Genomic DNA, 18,621 nt, shown 5'->3' on the forward strand with positions numbered 1-18,621 from the left:
GGGTCTTGGTCACCGACGCTCAGAAGGGCACGTCGGTGTCGTCGCCGAGCCACGTGTGGTAGCCGAAGATGGCTGGGCTCTCGGGGTCGGTGCCGTACGGCGTGGCCGGATCGGTGTCGGTGACCGCGGCGTGCGGCGACTGCGTCGGCGCCGGCGTCGCATGGGTGGCAGCGCTGGCGATCGGGGCGAACGCAACCGCGACACCCAGCGTGGCGGCGGCCAGCGACGGCGCGGCGTACTTGAAGGTCTTCATGATGATCTCCTGCCTGCTCAGAACGGAACGTCGACTTGACCGTTGGTGGTGTTGGACTCGTCGTGGTCTGAGGTGTGGTACCCCAGCACGTACGGGCTGTGCGGGTCGGTGCCGAACGGCACGATCGGGTCGGTGCCCGCGGTGCTCACGGCGGACGGTGCGGTATGCGATGTCGCCGCGGTCGCGGCGCTGGCGACGGGGGCGAGCGCGACACCGATGGCAGCGACGGCCATCACCGGGGCGAGGTACTTGATCCTGTTCTGCATGTCGTCCTCCTGGCTTGTCGGGCACCCTGTTGGGCTGGTTAGAAGACTGCCGCCTCAGCAAGCCGAAGTCGTCACCGCTGACACCCGTCGTTGCCTGCGGCTACCTGCAACCCGGGTGCGGTAGCCAACGGGAACGGCGCGGGCCGGGCCCAACATGAGGCAGAATCGCGCAGGTGACTCCGCCGCAACGCCCCCGGCAGCCTGACTGGCGCGGCAGGGGCGCGCCGCCGCCGGGGCCCCCCCGGCCGCCGCGACGGCCGGAGCCGCCGACCGAGCGTCTGCGCGGGCCGTATCGCCCCGCCGACGCCGGCCCGACGCAGCGGATTCCGCGGCCACCGTCACCGGCCGATGCGTCACCCACCGAACAGATTTGGCGCACGCCGCCGCCCCCACCGCCGCCGCGACCGGGAATGCCGGCACCGCCACCGCCCCCGTCGCCCGAGCAGAAGCGGCGTCGACGCGGGCTGTCGCGGATGTCGATTGTGCTCATCGTCGTGATCGTGGTCGCGCTGCTCATCGGAGGACTGGCAGGTGGTGAACTCTATGCCCGGTACAGGGCCGACAGCATCCTGACCGAGGTCGCCGAATGCGTCGTCAAGGACGGCGCCTCCATCTCATTCGGCGTCAATCCGCCGTTTCTGTGGCAGCACATCACCGGCCACTACACCAACATCACGGTGGAAACCGACGGGAACAGGGTGCAGAGCGCCGACGGAATGACCGCCGACGTGACGCTCAAAGACGTGCGACTGCAGGACTCCGCGAACGGCAAGGGCACCATCGGATCGTTGACCGCGACCCTGAGCTGGAAGTCCTCCGGCATCAAGGACACTGTGGCGGCCAACCTGCCCGGGGTCGGCAATCTGGTCACCGGTGTCAGCACCGACGCCGCTGCAGGCACCATCATCCTGACTGCACCCGGCAGCAGCGTCACCGCGAAACCCGTTGTCACCGACGGTGATCTGAACCTCCAGGTCGTCGACGTCACCGGCGTGTTGCCGCAAGACGCGGTGCAGGCAGGGCTGGACACGCTGACCAAGAAGCTGAACGACAACTATCCGCTCGGCATTCATGCCGACAGTGTGAAGGTGACGAGCACGGGCGTCGTCGGGACGTTCTCCAGCCAGAACGCGACGATTCCGAAAGCGGACGCCAACCCGTGCTTCGCGCGGCTGTGAGCGCGGATCAGTCTGCGACCACAGCGATTTCGTCGCCCAACTGGTAACCGGGTGCCAGCGGAAGCTCGTCACCGCTCCAGAACACGCCCGGGTCGAACCAGTTGTAATGCTTCTCCGTCGACAGGAGACCCATCTCCTCATAGGTGATGGCGACGGTCTCCGCGCAGTACGCCGTCTCCAGCCCGACCTGAAGTTTCTCCTTCTTCCTGCGCTGGGCGGCTGCCCGAACACTGTTGTGCACGAACGGAAGTCCGCGGGTGAAGTCGGCGACCGCGAGCCGGCCGCGAAACCACCGGCCCGTCAGCCGAGCCGTGGTGGGAAACGGCGTGCCGTCCATCCTCGCGACGACCTTCAACGCGAGGTCTTCCTGCTCGCGGGTGGCGTACGGCGTGAGCTGACGCAGCCAGCAGCGCTGGTGATAGCTGTTCATCCACCGCTCGACGGCCTGCCTCGCGTCGTGCAGCTGAACTCCGCGGTGGTGACCTCCGGTCCACATGTCGGTCAGCTTGTCGCCCAGCTCGGCGTGCCAGATCAGCGGTGGCAGATCCTCGATCGCGATGGTCATCCCCACGTGATTGACCGGTGCGTTGCTCATCGTCTGGATCGCCCGGTCCGGCCCGGAGGTCCCCCGGAACAGCCAGATATCGCCCGTCCTGGTCTCGTCCAGCGCCCGACTCAGCGACACGGTGCTTTCCTTCACACGGGCAGCTTAGGCAAACTGTCGCGATGCGCAGCTTATGGAAGTGGGTTGGACTGGCGGGAGTCGCCGGCGTAGTGGCGGGCGGCGTGCTGGTCGCACGCGACCAACGCAAGCGCAACGCCTACACCCCCGAAGACATCCGCGCCCGACTGCACCAGCGCGTCGCAGACGCCGACAAGGCCACCTAGGACGCGACGGCGTAAAGCCGGTGCGAGCCGGAGAACCCCTTCAACTGGACGTCGCGCCCGTCGTCGAACGCGATGTTGTCCGCATCGGTGAGGGCGTCCCGAACCACCTCGCTGACCAGGATCTCGCCGCCGTCGGCCTGCGCGGCCACCCGGGCCGCCATCGCGACGTTGCGGCCGAACAGATCGTCACCGCGACGTACCGACTTGCCCATATGAATGCCGATGCGAACCCGAATCCCGTTGGGCCGCCTGCGAAGTGAACGCTGCACGGCCATGCTGCACCGCACCGCCTCGTCGGCCTGCGCGAACGCGATCATGAAACCGTCACCCTGGCTCTTCACCACATGGCCGGAGTGTTTGTCGACGAGCCTGCGGACCATCTTGTCGTGACTGCCGATCAGCCTGACCCACGACCGGTCGCCGATGCGCTCGTTGAGCGCCGTCGAGTCCTCGATGTCGGAGAACACGATGGCGACCTTGCCGCTCGGCGCCAACCGGGCGAGGTCAGGTCGTTCCACCTCGGCCCAATCGGCCAGGTCCTCGATCGACGACCGCACCGCCGCGCCGAGGCCATCCTTGCGCAGGATGTTGGCGGTCTGCCAGACCTGCTTGACGGCCTCCCGACCGCCGGTGAACAGCATGTTCCTGGTGTCGACGCGCCGGCGCAACTCGTCGAGTTCCTGCTGCTGGCGCCGATAGCGCAGGCCGAGGACGACGAGCGCCGCCGCCTCCACCGCCGCGACGCCCGCGAGTACGTAAGCAGCAATCTGCGCTCCGATCACCGGTCAAGTATTGGATGCTGATCGCGTGAAGCCGCAGGCGCCCTACTACGAGAGCCGTTACATCCGCGCGAACCACCCTGAACTGCCACAGGCGCTGTGGCTGCGCGAGACCCTGCTGCTGCCCACGATGGGCGACCCGGTGGCCGACGTGTGGGTGATGGTGTTCGACCCGGACGGTCAGGGCAACCGCGCGCTCAAGGAGCCGTACCCGATCGACGCCGCCGACTACGAATACGACGACTGGACCGCCCGCATCGGCGCGACGTCCATCGACGACAGGTCGGCGCAGGGTGTGGTGACGGGCGGGAGCCGTTCGGCGCGATGGGACCTGCGCATCACCCCTGGCGGTGAGGACTCGGTGAAACTGCTCACCGACCGCGCGTACAAGGCGCGCATTCCGACCGCGAAAACCACGGTGCGCCATCCGTTGGCGCAGTTCGACGGGCGGGTGGAACTCGACGACGCCTGTCTCGTGCTCGACGGTTGGACCGGCAGTGTCAACCACAATTGGGGCACGCGGCATACCCCCGCCTATGCGTTCGGGCAGGTGTGCGGTTTCGACGATGCGCCGGATACGACGCTGGAGATCGTCACCGCGCGGGCCGCGATCGGGCCGGTGTTGACGCCCGCCGCGACGCTGTTCGTGTTCAGGCATGCCGGGCAGGAGTTCGCGGTCCGTTCGATCGTGGGCAGTCTGCAGACTCACGGGAGGTATCAGCCGTTCTCGTGGGCGTTCGGCGGGCGCGTCGGGGATCAGATGATCGAAGGCGAGATCGTGGCGGAGCCGTCGGATGTCATCGGGCTGACCTACACCGACACCGACGGGGCGCAGAAGTACTGCTACAACTCGGCGATCGCGACATGTCGAGTTCAGTTAGCGGGCAAGGCTTTCGAGCGCGCGGAGCTGGTGGCCCCCCGCCGGGCGATGTTCGAGATCCTCACCGATAAGCGACACGCCGAGGTGCCGCTGCTGGCCTGACCCTGCCTGCCGCGCACGTCCCGAGTGCGCCGCAACTCAGACTCCGGTCGTCGACCCCGGCCGCACGATCATCAGGACGGTCACGGCGACCCACAGCAGGTTGAAAACTCCTGTGGTCATGGCTAATCGAGTGACGGTGTCCCCCGCCAACGCCGCCCGCTGGTCGGGCAGGATGCCCGCGATCAAGACCACCGCGGCGACGACCGTCAGCCCGATTGAGACCAGCACCCAGGCCTGCGTCAGCACACCCATCGACACCGCCGTGGCGATGCCCAGCAACGGAACCGCCACGGCTACCGCGGCGTACGTCCGACAGATGCGGTACAACACATCGGCGACAGCACCACCGTCGCGGGCATACCGCGGAAACATGCTCGCCGCGACGGCAATTGGCCCAACCGCCAGGATCGCGACGATGACGTGGGCGCTGAGCAGGATCGCGGACATTGCGGTAAGGTTAGGCGACTGCCGGCGGACCGGACTTCTCGTTTCTTGCCAAGATCCGAGTGGATCTGGCCACGCTCCTCCGCGCTCGCGGGCTGGGATTACCAGCCCTCCGTCAGGACCCGATCCAGGGTGTCGACGTAGAAGTCCGCGCCCTCGACGTCAATGCACAACGGCGGCTTCGTCTTCAGGATGTTCTGATGGTCGCCGGTGGGCTGGATGATCACCCCGAGTTCGAGCATCCGGTCGCAGATCGCCGACGTCTCCTGCACGGCAGGCTCCAGCGTCGACCGGTCGCGCACCATCTCCACACCGAGATACAACCCGATCCCGTGCACGGTGCCAATGATGGGGTGCTTGTGCTGCAGCGCCTGCAGTCTCGCCTTCAGGTGCGCTCCGACCGTCGCAGCGTTCTCCTGTAACCGCTCGTCGTGGAGCACGTCGAGGACCGTCATCCCGATCGCACACGACAGCGGACTGCCACCGGTCGAGGAGAAGAAATACCCCTGTGACCGGAACCCTTCCGCGACCGCGCGACTGGTGATCACCGCACCCAACGGATAGCCGTTGCCGACCGATTTCGCGACCGCGACGATGTCGGGCACCGCGTCCTGCTGCTGAAAACCCCAAAACCACTCGCCGAGACGGCCATAGCCGACCTGAACCTCATCCGAGATCGCCAGTCCGCCCTGGGCTCGGACCGCGGCATACACCTGCTGCAGATACCCGTCTGGCAGCGCCATACCGCCCGCGTTGCCGTAGACGCTCTCGCAGATGAACCCCGCGGGCGGTCGGCCCTCCGCCGCCAACTGCTCGATCACCGCCACCGCATCGGCGGCGTACCGCACCGCCTCGGCGCCGCGGTACTTGCCGCGGAAGCTGTTCGGCGACTCCACGGTGTGCACCCAATCCGGCCGAGTGGCAAGCGCATTGGGATTGTCGGCCGTGGACGTAGACACCGCGTCCGTGCCGTACGTCCAACCGTGGTACGCCTCGCGGACGGCGACCACATCCCGTCGGCCCGTCGCCGCCGTCGCCAGCCGGATCGCCAGATCACTCGCCTCAGAACCGGAATTGACCAGGAAGACGGTGTCCAGCGGATCCGGCAGCAGCCCCGCCAGCCGCTCGCTGAATTCGACGACCGCTTCGTAGTTGAACCGTGAGTTCGTGTTCAACTTGCGCAGCTGTCTGGCCGCCGTATCCGCGATCCGCGGATGCGCGTGGCCGAGCACCGTCACGTTGTTGACCATGTCCAGGTACGTGCGGCCCGCCGTGGACATCAGATAGTGCCGTCGGCCGCGCTCGATCTGCGGCGGCCTGCGGTAGTAGAACTCTTGTACCGGCGCGAAACTCGCATCGCGTCGCGACAGCAGATCGCCCGCCTCGAGTGCGCTCACCGCAGGCAGCCCGAGCAGCGGCCGTGGGTCGCGGGTCAGCGCCAGCCAGCCGGGCGCCAACTCCGGCCGCACCAACGCCGGCGCAGCGGGCGCGCCGACCGGCCGCACCGCCACCTCAACCCAGCGGCCCGCCGGAACATCGGCCAGCGGCTCGCCCGCGCGCACGCTGCCCGACGCGACGTCGGCTCCGGTCAATGCCAGTTCGTAGTCGGCGCCCCGCAACGTCGAACCGTCGATCTCACCGTCCCACGGCGCGACGAGGGCCAGCCCGGACGCTGCCCACAGCCTGACGCCGGTCGCGACCACCTCGGGGCTCTGCTGGCTGAGCCTGACCGTCCTGCTGAGTTGCGCCTCGCCGTACCGCGTGACGACGACCCCGGCGCCTGCCCTGGCCAATTCGTCCTCGACGTCGCGCCGCAGCGATCCGTCGTCGGTGAACGCGAAATCGTAGACGTCCGAGGTGGTGCCGAGGTCCAGCGTCGTCACCGAAGCGGGATCGACGTCGAGCAGCGACCCCGGCACCGGTGGCGGTGACGCGGCGAACCCGAGGTCGGCCTTGATCACCTCCGTCATCACGTCGATCGGGATCGAGGTCGCCTGTTCGAACATGCGCCACTCGCTGCCCGCCTGGTCGGCGAGATACGGGTTGTCGGGGTCGAGGCTGGTCTGCTGCGCTCCGCTGACGATCAGCACCGCGGCCCGCAGCACCAGCAGCGGCCACAACGCCTCCGCCTCCGCCCCCGTCAGCGGCCTGATCGCGTGAAACGCCCTGACCGCAGGCAGGATCGAGACCGGTTCGCTGCCGACGTGGCCCAGCACCGACGACGCGGTGATCGCCAGATCGGCCACCGCCCAGGTGTCGGACAGGTCACCGAAGTCGATCACGCCATCCGGCACGCCGTCGCCGAGGACCACGTTCGCGTCGGTCATGTCCAGATGCACCGCTTGGCGCGGCAGGTAGTCGACGAGAGGCGCGACACGCGCCCATGCTTCCTGCGCCGCCGCGTCAAGCCGGGCCCGGTGCAACGGATCCGCGACGTACGAGATCAGTTCGGACACGACGGCCTCGGCATACCGCAGATCCCACTGCAGGATCCGGTCGAGACCGGGATGGCTGAACCCCTCGAGCGCTCTGCTCACCCGCCCGGCCACTTCGCCCAAACCGGCGACCTTGTCCGGCGACAGGTAGCCCGGCTCGAACAGCGTCCCGCCTGGCAGGTAGCGCAACAGCCGCACATACGCGGTGCCATCCACCAAACCGTCGACGGCCGTGCACATTTCGCCGGCGGAATTAGGCATCGGCACGGCGATCCGCAACGCGGGTTCGGCCTCGGCGATGCGCAGCGCCGCCAGATCCTGCGCCTCGATCTCGGTGGCGTTGAAGGCAGGATTGGCGATCTTCAGCACACCGACGATGGCGCCGTCGGCGTCGGTCATCACGAAGTTCTTGTCCTGTTGGCTGCCGAGCGATGTCGCGCGGGCCTGCCGTCCGTAGTGCCGGGCCAGGATCTCCCCGGCTTGCGTCTCACTCACTTGAGGCGCCGGAAGCTCCGGTGCCTCAAGGAAATTGAACCCGACGGTCACCGGCTGACGAATTGGACGACGGCTTGGGTGAATGCATCGTTGTCGTCTCCCGCCGCGGTATGCCCGGCGTCGGAGAGTTCGACGAACTCCGCGTGCGGCACCTTCTCCAGGAAGTCCTTCACCCCTTCTGGGCTGACCACATCGGACAGCTTGCCGCGAATCAGCAGGATCGGGACGGTCAGACTCATCGCCGCCTGCTCGAGCTTTTCCTCCCGCACGAACGCGTCGTCCGCCGGGGCGGTAAGGAACTTCGGGTCCCAATGCCAATACCAGCGGCCGTCGCGTCGTCGCAGGTTCTTCTTCAAACCCTCCGGGCTGCGCGGCTTGGACCGATGCGGCAGATACTCCGCGACCGCGTCGGCCGCCTCGTCCAAGGTCGCGAAGCCGTGCACGTGACTGAACATGAACTCGCGAATCCGGGCGCTGCCGCTCTTCTCGTATCGCGGCACCACGTCGACGAGCACCAGCTTGGTGACCTTCGCCGGCCCCGCAGCATCGGCGACCAGGATGCCGGTCATGCCACCCATGCTGGCGCCGATCAGGATCACCGGGCCCGCGATCTGCTCGAGCACGACGAGCGTGTCGGCGGCCAACGCATCGACCGTGTAGGTCGCGTCGGGGGAACGGTCGCTGTCCCCGTGGCCGCGGCTGTCCAACGCGACGACGTGGAATCCGTAGTCGGCCAGGATCTGGCCCGTGTTCTTCCAGGAGAAGCGGTTCTGCCCGCCGCCGTGCAGCAACAATACGGAAGGCCCGCTGCTAACCCTGGGATTCCACTCGTCGGCAACCAGAACAAGGTCGTCGATGCCGCGGAACTTGACGGTCTGCGGCTCGCAGCGGGCGGTGCTCACGGCCTCACGTTACCCAGGTGATAATTTGCGTCGATCTTCGGCCCAGCAGGTGCATAGCGTCCCTAGACTTTGCGATCGTGCAGCCAGATCCCGCCAGCGAAGACGACCGCGGCTGCATCATCGACGCAGCCTATCGCTGCCTGTCTGAGCCGCACTCGGGCCCGATCCCGGTTGCCGCGATTTTGCAGCGCGCCCGGGTGTCGACGCGGGCCTTCTACCGTCACTTCGAATCCAAGGACGAGTTGTTCCTGGCGCTGTTGCGGCAGGAGAGCGACGCACTGGCCGCTCGGCTCGACCGCATCGTCGACGAGCCCGGCAATCCCGTCGACCACTTGCGTGCCTGGATCGGCGGGATGTTCGGCTGGATGCATGACGAAGAACTGCGCATGCACTTGACCGTGATCGACTCCGACGAGGTGCGCGCCGCGAAGGGGTATCGGGAAACCCGTGAGCGCGCCCACCACGACAGGGAACGTTCACTGGTCGAGATCCTCCGGCGCGGCCGAGAAGATGGTTCGTTTCCGCTGGCCGACCCCGAACACGACGCGGCGGCCATCAGCGCGGTGATCAGCCGTGAAATGGCCAATCAGTCGCCAGACGACGAACAGCGACTGCACCGGTCGATGGACTGGGTGCTTCAGTTCGCGCTGCGCGCGCTCGGAGCCAAGGCGCCCGCCGACGGGCGATGAGTCTCTGACGCGAGGACGGTCAGTACAGCGAGAGCCGTTCATACGATAGGAGTCTGCGATGCCAGCGATCACCCCGTGTCTGTGGTTCGACAACAACGTCGAGGAAGCCGCACAGTTCTACACGACGGTCTTTCCGAACTCGTCGATCGAACAGATCGCGCGCTACACCGATGCCGGCCCTGGAAAACCTGGCGACGCGGTGTGGGCCGCCTTCGTGCTCGACGGCACGCGATTCATCGGCATCAACGGCGGGCCTGCGTTCCAATTCACCGAGGCGGTGTCTTTCATGATCGAGTGCAAGGACCAAGCCGAGGTCGACTACTACTGGGACCGATTGGTCGACGGTGGCGAAGAGTCCGAATGTGGTTGGCTCAAGGACCGTTTCGGGGTGAGTTGGCAGGTCACCCCCGCCCGCGTTCTCGAGTTGACTTCCGACCCCGATCCGGCCCGTGCCACCGCGGCGACGAAGGCGCTGCACGGAATGCGCAAGATCGTCATCGCCGATATCGAGGACGCTGTCGACGCGTGAGGCGGCGCAGGCACTCGATCGTCGCATCGGTGATGGGCCCGACCTCGTCGGCGTTCGCGCACACCATCACCATCGCCGAAGCCTCGGTCATCACGTCGATGAGGAGACGCATCAGCAGCTGACCGCGCGGCGAGGTGTCGAGTTCGAGCACCGACATCCAGCGGTGGAACCCGCGCTGGATGTCGCTGCGCCGGACCTCGTCGAAGCCGGCCGGGGTGTCACCGGACGCCAGCACCACCGCCGCGCGCCGATAAAACCAGATCGCGTTGAGATACGCCCGCGCGTTCGCCTCGAAGGCGCGCTGGCGGCTGCCGCCGCGATAGGCGTCGGCGGCTTCTTCGATGTAGCGGTCGATATCGGCGGTGAGCCGCTCGAAGATAGCCAGAAACAACTCGCGCTTACCGCCGAAGTGGTGGTAAATACTGCCGATGCTGGCCCGGGACTGGTCGACGATATCGGCCATCGTCGCCGCGGTGTATCCGCGCGCGGCGAAAACCTCGGTGGCAGCGTCGAGAATGCGCTGTTGATCGCATCGGTCTTCGCCCAACGCCGCGTCGCGGTGGTCATGAGATCAAGGTAGAGCACTTTTTGTCGCAGCTGGAACGCAATTCCAGAAACCCCGGCGGTGCCGGTCCTGCGTTTTGCTGTTAGGGCACGCGCACCTCGACAAGCGGTGATTCTCACCGGGCCAGGGCTACGTGTTGTGCGGCCAGAAATCTGTGATGTACGGTTCTGCCGCGTCATCCCGTGCAACACTCACAACTTGCGCACCAGGTTGTTCGCGGGAGGGATCGGCAGCCTATGGCGATGAGGGAAAGACGAGGGAGGACCCGCTGATGGTCGCTTCCAGTCTCTTAGCCAAACCGGTGCGCGGCTTCGGCGGCTTTTATGCGATGGCGCTCGACACCTTCGTCGCCATGTTCAAGCCGCCCTTCGCGTGGCGCGAATTCATCTCGCAGTCTTGGTTTGTCGCTCGGGTCTCCATCGTCCCGACGCTGATGCTCACGATCCCTTACACGGTGCTGCTGACGTTCACGTTCAACATCCTGCTGACCGAATTCGGTGCCGCCGATTTCTCCGGCACCGGCGCGGCGCTCGGCACGGTGCGACAGATCGGACCGATCGTCACGGTGTTGGTGGTGGCCGGCGCGGGGGCCACCGCGATGTGTGCCGACCTCGGTGCGCGCACCATCCGTGAAGAACTTGACGCCCTCCGAGTGATGGGCGTCAATCCTATTCAGGCTCTTGTTGTTCCGCGGGTGCTGGCCGCCACGCTGGTGTCGCTGGCCCTGGCCGCGACGGTGATTCTGGTCGGCCTGGCAGGCGCCTACCTGTTCTGCGTCTACATCCAGCACGTGTCGCCCGGCGCGTTCGCGGCAGGTCTGACGCTGATCATCGGTGCCGCGGACGTCACGATCGCATTGCTGAAGGCCGCGTTGTTCGGGTTGTCCGCCGGAATGATCGCCTGCTACAAGGGCGTTTCGGTGGGCGGCGGCCCGGCAGGCGTCGGAATCGCGGTCAACGAAACCGTCGTGTTCACGTTCATGGCGCTGTTCGCCATCAACGTGGTCGCGACCGCCGTCGCCGTGAAGGTGACGATGTGACCGTCTCCCGACCCCATTCGCAGTTCCCGTGGCTGAAGGCCAGGTATCGGTCAGTGGCCGAGCCCTGGAACCGAATCGGCAGGCAGACGAAGTTCTACGGCACGACACTGCGCTCAATCCACATCGCCGTCACCTCGTACCGCGTCGAGTTGATCCGGCAGATCGCCGCCATGGGTCTGGGCGCGGGTGCGCTGATCGTCATCGGTGGAACGGTCGCCATCGTCGGCTTCCTGACCGTGACGACGGGCGCGTTGGTGGCCGTGCAGGGGTACACCGACTTCTCCGAGATCGGTGTCGAAGCCCTGACCGGCTTCGCGTCAGCATTTTTCAACGTCCGGCTGATCGCGCCTGCCACCACGGCGGTCGCACTGTCTGCCACGATCGGGGCCGGTGCCACCGCGCAACTGGGCGCGATGCGGATCAACGAAGAGATCGACGCGCTCGAAGTGATGGGCATCCGGTCGGTCGCCTACCTGGCGTCCACCCGTGTGCTCGCGGGTCTGCTCGTCGTCATCCCGCTGTATTGCGTTGGGGTGATTGCCTCGTTCTGGGCGGCGAAGTTCGGCACCACCGTCATCTACGGGCAGTCGACCGGCGTGTACGACCACTACTTCCGTACCTTCCTCAACCCGACCGACCTGATGTGGTCCTTCCTGCAGTGCGTCGTGCTGGCCGTGGTGATCATGCTCGTGCACACGTTCTACGGCTACACCGCCCGTGGCGGACCGGCGGGCGTCGGTGAAGCGGTCGGGCGCGCCGTTCGCACGTCGCTGATCGTCGCCGCGTTCGTTCTCGTGATGATGTCGCTGGCCGTGTACGGCCAGTCCGGAAATTTCAACTTGGCCGGGTAGCAGATGGACAGCGACGACACCGGCCTGCACCCCGCGTGGTACACGCTGATCCTGGTGGTGGGTTCCGCCCTGTTGATCTGGCTGTGCCTGGCCCTGTTCGCCGGCACCTTCCGAAGCGAGGTCCCGGTCACGCTGACGTCGGACCGCGCGGGTTTGGTGATGGAGACCAACGCCAAGGTCAAGATGCGCGGCGTCCAGGTCGGCCGGGTGTCCGCCATCCACGGCGGCCGAGAGCCGGTGTCGCTGAAGCTGGAGATCGACCGCGACCAGATCGAGTTCATCCCCGCCAACGTCGAGGCGCAGATCCGTGCCACCACGGTGTTCGGCGCGAAGTTCGTCGACCTCGTCTATCCGGAGAACCCCAGCCCGCAGCGGCTGGCCGCCGGTCAGGTGCTGCAGTCGCGCAACGTCAGCACCGAGGTCAACACGGTCTTCCAGAACGTGGTGGCGGTGCTCAACCAGGTCGACACCGCGAAACTCAACAGCACGCTTGCCGCGCTCGCCGAAGGTGTTCGCGGACAGGGAGAGAAGATCGGCCAGGCCACCACCGACGCCAACCAGGTGCTGCTACAACTCAATCCGCGTAGCGAGACGATCCGCGCGGACTGGCAGGCGCTCAAGGGGTTCAACGACGCGTACAGCGGTGCGGCGCAGGACATCCTGACGGTGTTGAACGCGGCGAGCACCACCAGCCAGACGGTCACCAGTCACGCCAAGCAGCTGGATGCGTTGTTGCTGGCCACCATTGGGTTCTCCAACAGCGGCATCAACCTGTTGGCGCCGAATCAGGCGAACCTGATCAAGGCCATCAACGTGCTGGAGCCGACGACGAATCTGCTCTACAAGTACAACCCCGAGTACACCTGCCTGCTGATGGGCGCGAAGACCATCCTGGACACCGGCGGTTACGAATCGGCGGGCGGCAACGGCCGCACACTCGTGCTCGACACGTCCCTGGCCCTCGGCGACGACCCCTACCACTATCCGGACAACCTGCCCGTCATCGGCGCCAAGGGTGGACCAGGCGGCAAGCCGGGATGCGGGTCGCTGCCCGACGTCGCGAAGAACTGGCCGGTGCGCAACCTCGTCACCAACACCGGATTCGGCACCGGCATCGACTGGCGGCCCAACCCCGGCATCGGCTTCCCGGCCTGGGCGAACTACCTGCCGGTCACCCGCGCGGTGCCCGAACCGCCGAGCATCCGCAACCTGTTCGGCGGGCCGGCGCCAGGACCGATCCCGTATCCCGGTGCGCCGGCGTACGGCGCCGACCTGTACGCACCGGACGGCACCCCGCTGTGGCCCGGACTTCCGCCCGCGCCGCCCCCGATGGCGCCGCGCGAGCCGGGGCCGACGCCGGGCTCGGAGCCGTTCATCGTGCACTCGCCTGCACAGATGCAGCCGACACCGCTGCCGCCCGTACCGCTTCCGGAGCTTGCCGCTCCGTCGCCCTGACCGAACCCCGCAACCGCGAAAGGTAACCAGCCATGAAAGAGAACCTGCGAGCCACGGTGGTGCGCCTCGCTGTCTTTCTGGTTGTGTGCCTGCTCGGCGTGTTCGGGCTGTACGCCGTGTTCGGGCAGATGCGCTTCGGGGAGAAGGCCCACACCTACCGGGCCGCGTTCACCAATGTCACCGGGCTCGAGAAGAACGACTTCGTCCGCATCGCAGGCGTCGAGGTCGGTCAGGTGAAAGACGTTGCCATTCAGCCGGATACCACGGCGATGGTCGAATTCACTGCCGACGACTCGGTGGTGCTGACCGAGGGCAGCAGGGCCGTCATCCGGTACGACGACCTGATCGGCGGCCGGTACCTCGCCCTGGAGGAAGGTGCCGGAGGCGTCAAGAAGCTCAACCCGGGCGACACCATTCCGCTGGCCCGCACGTCGCCTGCGCTCGACCTCGACGCGCTGATCGGTGGGTTCCGGCCGCTGTTCCGTGCGCTGGATCCCGAGCAGGTGAATGCGTTGTCCGGCCAGTTGATTGCGGCACTACAAGGTCAGGGCGGGACGATCAATTCGTTCCTGTCGCAGACCGCCGCGCTGACCAGCACGCTCGCCGACCGCGACCAGTTGATCGGCGAGACCATCGTCAGCCTCAACACCGTGCTGGGCTCGCTCGGCGACCAGAGCGACCAATTCGGCAAGGCGGTCGACGCTCTCGCAGACTTGACGACGACGCTGGCAGACCGCAGGCAGGACATCAGCAACGGCGTGGCCTACGCCAACGCCGCGGCGGGAAGCATCACCGACCTGTTGGCCCAGGCGCGGCCACCGTTTGCGAAGACCGTCCACGAAACCGACCGCGCTTCGGCGATCGTCGTCGCGGACCACGACTACTTCGACAACTTCCTGAACACCCTGCCGGACGCCTACCAAGCTCTTGCGCGACAAGGCATTTACGGCGACTTCTTCAGCTTCTACCTGTGCGACATCGTGCTGAAGCTGAATGGCAAGGGCGGCCAGCCGGTGTACGTCAAGGTCGCGGGCCAGAGCACGGGGAGGTGCGCGCCGCGATGAAACCATTCGCTGAACGCAACCTCTTCGTCATCGGTGCCATCGGGATTGCCATCACGATCGCGATCATTCTGGGCGCGGTCAACTACGAGAAGCTGCCGTTCATCAACCAGGGCAAGGAGTACTCCGCCTACTTCGCCGAAGCAGGCGGGCTGATGGACGATGCCGCCGTCCAGGTTTCGGGCTTCCAGGTCGGCAAGGTCGAATCGATCGGACTCGACGGGACGCGGGTGCTGGTGAAGTTCACCGTGGACAAGGGCATCCGGCTCGGCGACCGCACCGAGGCCGCAATCAAGACCAAGGGCCTGCTCGGCACGAAGATCCTCGAGGTCACCTCCCGCGGTGAGGGGCAACAGGACGGCGTCATCCCGCTCGACCGCACCACCTCGCCCTACCAACTACCCGATGCGCTCGGCGAGTTGGCCACCACGATCAGCGGATTGAACACCAACCAACTGTCGGATTCGTTGCGTGTGCTCTCGGAGACGTTCGCCGACACCCCACCCGAATTGAAGATCGCCGTCGAGGGAGTGGCCCGGTTCTCCCAGACCCTCAACGAGCGCGATGCCCAGTTGCGTGGGCTGTTGACCAACGCCGACAAGGCCACCACGGTGCTGGCTGAGCGCAGCAACCAGGTGGTCAGCCTGATCGGCAACACCAACGCGCTGCTCGCCGAGCTGCAAAGTCAAAGCGCCGCAGTCGATCAGATCTCCGGCAACATTTCGGCGCTGTCTCAACAGCTGCACGGCTTCATCGGCGAGAACAAGGCCACGCTGCGCCCGGCGCTCGACAAGCTCAACGGCGTGTTGACGATGCTGGACAACCGGAAGGACCGGCTGCAGAGGTCGCTACACCTGCTCACCGAATACTCGATGTCGCTCGGCGAATCGGTGGCGTCGGGTCCGTTCTTCAAGACCTACGTCGCCAACCTGCTGCCCGGCCAGTTCCTGCAGCCCTTCATCGACGCGGCGTTCTCCGATCTCGGTCTCGACCCGAACGTGAAGCTGCCGTCCCAGTTGAGCGACCCGCAGGTCGGCCAGCCCGGCACCCCGGCCCTGCCGGTGCCCTTCCCGAGGACGGGGCAGGGCGGCGAACCGCATCTGACGCTGCCCGACGCCATCACCGGCAATCCCGGCGATCAGGGCTGCGGGCCGCCCGGCCTGCCGCTGCCCGGCCCGACGGGCTGTTACCCGTACCGCGAGCCGCTGCCCGCGCCGCCGCCTGGTGGTCCGCCGCCGGGTCCGCCCGCGCTGGCGCCACCGGGGCTCGATTCGACACCGCAGCCGACGCCGAGCCCAGTCGCGGTTCCCGGCCCAGGGGCGGTGGGTCCATGAGCCACATCCGCAGAAGTTGGGTTGCCCTGGCCCTCGTCGTGCTCCTGGTGGCCGGTGTGGTGGCGGTGCTGCGGACCACCGACACCATCAATCGCACGAATGTCGTGGCGTACTTCGAGAACAGCAACGGCATCTACGTCGGGGACGACGTCCGCATTCTCGGCGTCAATGTCGGCAAGATCACCGAGATCGAGCCGCAGCCCGAACGGGTGAAGATCTCGTTCTACTACGACAGCAAGTACAAGGTGCCCGCCGACGCGAAGGCGGCGATCCTGTCGCCGACTCTGGTGACCGCCCGCGCCATCCAGCTCACCCCGGTCTACACCACCGGTCCGGTGCTCAAGGACAACGCGGTGATCCCGAGGGACCGCACCGTGGTACCCGTTGAATGGGACCAGGTCCGTACGCAATTGGAGAAACTGGCCGACACCCTGCAGCCGACCGAACCGGGCGGGGTGGCGCCGCTGGGCTCGGTGATCAACACCACCGCCGACAACCTGCGCGGGCAGGGCGCCAACATCCGCGACACCGTGATCAAGCTGTCGCAAGCGTTTTCGGCGCTCGGCGACCACAGCACCGACATCTTCTCCACCGTCAAGAACCTCGCGATCCTGGTGTCGGCGTTGCAGGACAGCACCAACCTGATGCGTCAGCTGAACCAGAACCTGGCCTCGGTGACGGGCCTGCTCGCCGACAACCCGAACGAAGTCGCCGACGCGGTGCGCGATCTCAACGCGGTGATACCGGAGGTGCAGCAGTTCGTCGCGGACAACCGCGAAGCGCTCGGCACCACGACGGACAAGTTGGCGGGCGTCACCCAGGCGTTGAACGACAGCCTCGCCGACGTCAAGCAGTTCCTGCACGTGGCACCCAACACGTTGCAGAACTACGTGAACATCTGGCAGCCCGCCCAGGGCGCGGTGAGCAGCGTGCCGATGATCAACAACTTCGCCAATCCGATCTCGTTCCTGTGCGGCGCCATTCAGGCCGCGTCCCGGCTTGGCGCCGAGGAGTCGGCGAAGCTGTGCGTGCAATACCTGGCGCCGATCGTCAAGAACCGGCAGTACAACTTCCTGCCGCTGGCGCAGAACGTGTTCGTCGGCGCAACGACGCGGCCGAACGAGTTGACCTACAGCGAGGACTGGATGCGCCCGGATTACATTCCGCCGCAACCCCCGCCGGCCGCCGCGCCGTCGGCGCCGCGCGCGCCGGATGCCGCGCCGCCACCCCCGCCGGGACCACCGTTGGCGGCAGAGATGCCGGTTGCGACGAATCCGGCCGACGGGCTGAGCGGCATGATGGTGCCACCTGGGGTGGGGCCATGATGCGCGGCAACGGAATTCGCATCGCGGTGGGCATGCTGGTGCTGGCGCTCGGGTTGGCGGGCTGCAGCGACTGGAGGGGACTGAACTCGGTGCCGCTGCCCGGCGTGCAGGGCGTCGGCCCTGGCTCGTTCACCATCCAGGCGCAGATGCCCGACGTCGACAACATCGAGCAGAACTCCCGGGTCCGCGTCGGCGACGTCAACGTCGGCACGGTCACCAAGATCGAGCGTCAGGGCTGGCACGCGCTGGTCACGATGCGGCTCAATCGCGACGTCGAACTGCCCGCCAACGCGACCGCCACGCTCGGACAGACCAGCCTGTTGGGGTCACTGCACATCGAACTGGCCCCCCCGAAAGACGTTCCGCCGCAAGGCAGATTGCGCGAAGGCTCGCTGATCCCGCTGGCATCCTCGGGTAAATACCCCAGTACCGAACAAACGTTGTCCGCGATTGCGTTGCTGCTCAACGGTGGCGGCATCGGCAACATTCAGGACATCACCGAGGCGCTCAGCGTCGCGTTCGCGGGGCGGGAGAACGACCTGCGCAGCCTGATCGAGCAGCTCGACAAGGCCATCGGCTACCTCGACGACCAAAAAGACGACATCATCGCGGCCACCGAGAGCCTCAACAACCTCGTCGGCCAGTTCGCGGCGCAGAAACCCGTGGTGGACAAGGCTTTGAAGACCATCCCCGACGCGCTGGTGGTGCTGAAGGACCAACGCAACAACCTTTCGGAAGCACTAGCGCAGCTCGGCAAGTTCAGCGCGCTGGCCGCCGATTCGGTCAACCAGACCAAGGACGCGCTCGTCCAGGAGCTCAAAGACCTTGGGCCGGTGCTGCAATCGCTCGCCGACTCCGGGCCGGCGCTGACCCGGGCGCTGAGCTTCCTGCCCACGTTCCCGTTCCCCAAGGAAACGCTCACCAACTGGATGCGCGGTGACTACGCCAACCTGACGTTGATGCTCGACCTGACGCTGAGTCGGATCGACCAGGGCATATTCACCGGGTCGCGGTGGGAATGCGATCTGACGTGGCTCGAGCTTCAGTGGGGCCGCACCATCGGCCAGTTCCCCAGCCCCTGCATGTCCGGCGGACCCGGCACCGCGGGTAACCCGCTGATCGCTCCCTACCGATTCGATCAGGGGCCCTAG

General features: G+C 66.6%; 20 protein-coding genes. 12 read left to right on the plus strand and 8 right to left on the minus strand.

From position 1 onward, the window contains the following. Positions 1–19 precede the first annotated feature (19 nt). Together A5724_RS14125 and A5724_RS14130 are read right to left on the minus strand one after the other, a co-directional pair. Positions 20–253 (minus strand): hypothetical protein, encoded by a 234-nt coding sequence (locus A5724_RS14125; RefSeq protein ID WP_067802543.1) that lies wholly within the window; start codon positions 251–253, stop codon positions 20–22. A gap of 17 nt (positions 254–270) precedes the next feature. Then, on the minus strand, positions 271–519 hold the full coding sequence (locus tag A5724_RS14130) for a hypothetical protein (RefSeq protein WP_067802546.1): 249 nt from the start codon (positions 517–519) through the stop codon (positions 271–273). Between the two features lie 173 nt (positions 520–692). Between A5724_RS14130 and A5724_RS14135 the strand changes: the two genes are divergently transcribed. Further along, the gene (locus A5724_RS14135; protein WP_232004823.1) at positions 693–1,697 is read left to right on the plus strand and encodes a DUF2993 domain-containing protein; all 1,005 of its coding nucleotides are present in this window, start codon (positions 693–695) and stop codon (positions 1,695–1,697) included. A gap of 7 nt (positions 1,698–1,704) precedes the next feature. Here A5724_RS14135 and A5724_RS14140 read toward each other — a convergent pair whose 3' ends face one another. Continuing rightward, a complete protein-coding gene (locus A5724_RS14140) occupies positions 1,705–2,382 on the minus strand; it encodes a guanylate cyclase (protein ID WP_067802891.1) in 678 nt (225 codons plus the stop codon). Between the two features lie 41 nt (positions 2,383–2,423). Here A5724_RS14140 and A5724_RS33750 point away from each other — a divergent pair, with 41 nt between their 5' ends. Then, positions 2,424–2,585 (plus strand): hypothetical protein, encoded by a 162-nt coding sequence (locus A5724_RS33750; RefSeq protein ID WP_101952515.1) that lies wholly within the window; start codon positions 2,424–2,426, stop codon positions 2,583–2,585. Here the strand turns inward: A5724_RS33750 and A5724_RS14145 are convergent. Next, on the minus strand, positions 2,582–3,367 hold the full coding sequence (locus A5724_RS14145; RefSeq protein WP_197518652.1) for an adenylate/guanylate cyclase domain-containing protein: 786 nt from the start codon (positions 3,365–3,367) through the stop codon (positions 2,582–2,584). The two genes, A5724_RS33750 and A5724_RS14145, sit on opposite strands and share 4 nt — an antisense overlap. Positions 3,368–3,392: 25 nt before the next feature. Between A5724_RS14145 and A5724_RS14150 the strand changes: the two genes are divergently transcribed. Further along, entirely contained in the window at positions 3,393–4,346 is a 954-nt protein-coding gene (locus tag A5724_RS14150) for a hypothetical protein (protein WP_197518653.1), read from the plus strand. Between the two features lie 36 nt (positions 4,347–4,382). Here A5724_RS14150 and A5724_RS14155 read toward each other — a convergent pair whose 3' ends face one another. From A5724_RS14155 to A5724_RS14165, 3 genes are all read right to left on the minus strand, one after another. Beyond that, complete coding sequence (locus tag A5724_RS14155) at positions 4,383–4,793, minus strand: hypothetical protein (protein WP_067802550.1); 411 nt, start codon at positions 4,791–4,793, stop codon at positions 4,383–4,385. A 98-nt stretch (positions 4,794–4,891) separates the two neighbouring features. After that, complete coding sequence (locus tag A5724_RS14160) at positions 4,892–7,771, minus strand: aminotransferase (protein WP_067802553.1); 2,880 nt, start codon at positions 7,769–7,771, stop codon at positions 4,892–4,894. After that, positions 7,768–8,622: an alpha/beta fold hydrolase gene (locus A5724_RS14165; protein WP_067802555.1), complete on the minus strand. Its 855-nt coding sequence runs from the start codon at positions 8,620–8,622 to the stop codon at positions 7,768–7,770. The genes A5724_RS14160 and A5724_RS14165 overlap by 4 nt, the downstream gene beginning before the upstream one ends. Positions 8,623–8,699: 77 nt before the next feature. Here A5724_RS14165 and A5724_RS14170 point away from each other — a divergent pair, with 77 nt between their 5' ends. Next, positions 8,700–9,311 (plus strand): TetR/AcrR family transcriptional regulator, encoded by a 612-nt coding sequence (locus tag A5724_RS14170; RefSeq protein ID WP_197518654.1) that lies wholly within the window; start codon positions 8,700–8,702, stop codon positions 9,309–9,311. A gap of 58 nt (positions 9,312–9,369) precedes the next feature. Then, positions 9,370–9,840, plus strand: a complete 471-nt coding sequence (locus tag A5724_RS14175) for a VOC family protein (protein ID WP_067802556.1) — start codon at positions 9,370–9,372, stop codon at positions 9,838–9,840. Here the strand turns inward: A5724_RS14175 and A5724_RS14180 are convergent. Then, a complete protein-coding gene (locus A5724_RS14180; RefSeq protein ID WP_232004824.1) occupies positions 9,806–10,387 on the minus strand; it encodes a TetR/AcrR family transcriptional regulator in 582 nt (193 codons plus the stop codon). The two genes, A5724_RS14175 and A5724_RS14180, sit on opposite strands and share 35 nt — an antisense overlap. Before the next feature lie 289 nt (positions 10,388–10,676). Here A5724_RS14180 and A5724_RS14185 point away from each other — a divergent pair, with 289 nt between their 5' ends. The 7 genes from A5724_RS14185 to A5724_RS14215 are packed head-to-tail and all read left to right on the plus strand — an operon-like array spanning position 10,677 to position 18,621. Beyond that, positions 10,677–11,444 carry an ABC transporter permease gene (locus A5724_RS14185; protein ID WP_067802558.1) on the plus strand — a complete coding sequence of 256 codons (768 nt, stop codon included), beginning with the start codon at positions 10,677–10,679 and terminating at the stop codon, positions 11,442–11,444. Further along, positions 11,441–12,295, plus strand: coding sequence for an ABC transporter permease (locus A5724_RS14190; protein WP_067802560.1), 855 nt, complete (start codon positions 11,441–11,443; stop codon positions 12,293–12,295). The genes A5724_RS14185 and A5724_RS14190 overlap by 4 nt, the downstream gene beginning before the upstream one ends. Before the next feature lie 3 nt (positions 12,296–12,298). Continuing rightward, complete coding sequence (locus A5724_RS14195) at positions 12,299–13,750, plus strand: MCE family protein (protein ID WP_067802563.1); 1,452 nt, start codon at positions 12,299–12,301, stop codon at positions 13,748–13,750. Positions 13,751–13,782: 32 nt separating this feature from the next. Beyond that, positions 13,783–14,814, plus strand: a complete 1,032-nt coding sequence (locus tag A5724_RS14200) for a virulence factor Mce family protein (RefSeq protein ID WP_067802565.1) — start codon at positions 13,783–13,785, stop codon at positions 14,812–14,814. After that, a complete protein-coding gene (locus A5724_RS14205) occupies positions 14,811–16,145 on the plus strand; it encodes an MCE family protein (protein ID WP_067802900.1) in 1,335 nt (444 codons plus the stop codon). Before A5724_RS14200 ends, A5724_RS14205 begins: the two co-directional genes overlap by 4 nt. Continuing rightward, positions 16,142–17,470, plus strand: coding sequence for an MCE family protein (locus tag A5724_RS14210; RefSeq protein ID WP_067802568.1), 1,329 nt, complete (start codon positions 16,142–16,144; stop codon positions 17,468–17,470). Before A5724_RS14205 ends, A5724_RS14210 begins: the two co-directional genes overlap by 4 nt. Next, positions 17,467–18,621, plus strand: a complete 1,155-nt coding sequence (locus tag A5724_RS14215; protein ID WP_067802572.1) for a virulence factor Mce family protein — start codon at positions 17,467–17,469, stop codon at positions 18,619–18,621. The genes A5724_RS14210 and A5724_RS14215 overlap by 4 nt, the downstream gene beginning before the upstream one ends.

It is taken from the genome of Mycobacterium sp. ACS1612 (genome assembly GCF_001667505.1).
Taxonomy (GTDB): Bacteria; Actinomycetota; Actinomycetes; order Mycobacteriales; family Mycobacteriaceae; genus Mycobacterium.

Coding starts and splice junctions, on each gene's coding strand:
- A5724_RS14125 (WP_067802543.1), bottom strand. CDS start 253: ATGAAGACCTTCAAGTACGCCGCGCCGTCGCTGGCCGCCGCCACGCTG.
- A5724_RS14130 (WP_067802546.1), bottom strand. CDS start 519: ATGCAGAACAGGATCAAGTACCTCGCCCCGGTGATGGCCGTCGCTGCC.
- A5724_RS33750 (WP_101952515.1), top strand. CDS start 2,424: ATGCGCAGCTTATGGAAGTGGGTTGGACTGGCGGGAGTCGCCGGCGTA.
- A5724_RS14155 (WP_067802550.1), bottom strand. CDS start 4,793: ATGTCCGCGATCCTGCTCAGCGCCCACGTCATCGTCGCGATCCTGGCG.
- A5724_RS14175 (WP_067802556.1), top strand. CDS start 9,370: ATGCCAGCGATCACCCCGTGTCTGTGGTTCGACAACAACGTCGAGGAA.
- A5724_RS14185 (WP_067802558.1), top strand. CDS start 10,677: ATGGTCGCTTCCAGTCTCTTAGCCAAACCGGTGCGCGGCTTCGGCGGC.
- A5724_RS14195 (WP_067802563.1), top strand. CDS start 12,299: ATGGACAGCGACGACACCGGCCTGCACCCCGCGTGGTACACGCTGATC.
- A5724_RS14200 (WP_067802565.1), top strand. CDS start 13,783: ATGAAAGAGAACCTGCGAGCCACGGTGGTGCGCCTCGCTGTCTTTCTG.
- A5724_RS14205 (WP_067802900.1), top strand. CDS start 14,811: ATGAAACCATTCGCTGAACGCAACCTCTTCGTCATCGGTGCCATCGGG.
- A5724_RS14210 (WP_067802568.1), top strand. CDS start 16,142: ATGAGCCACATCCGCAGAAGTTGGGTTGCCCTGGCCCTCGTCGTGCTC.
- A5724_RS14215 (WP_067802572.1), top strand. CDS start 17,467: ATGATGCGCGGCAACGGAATTCGCATCGCGGTGGGCATGCTGGTGCTG.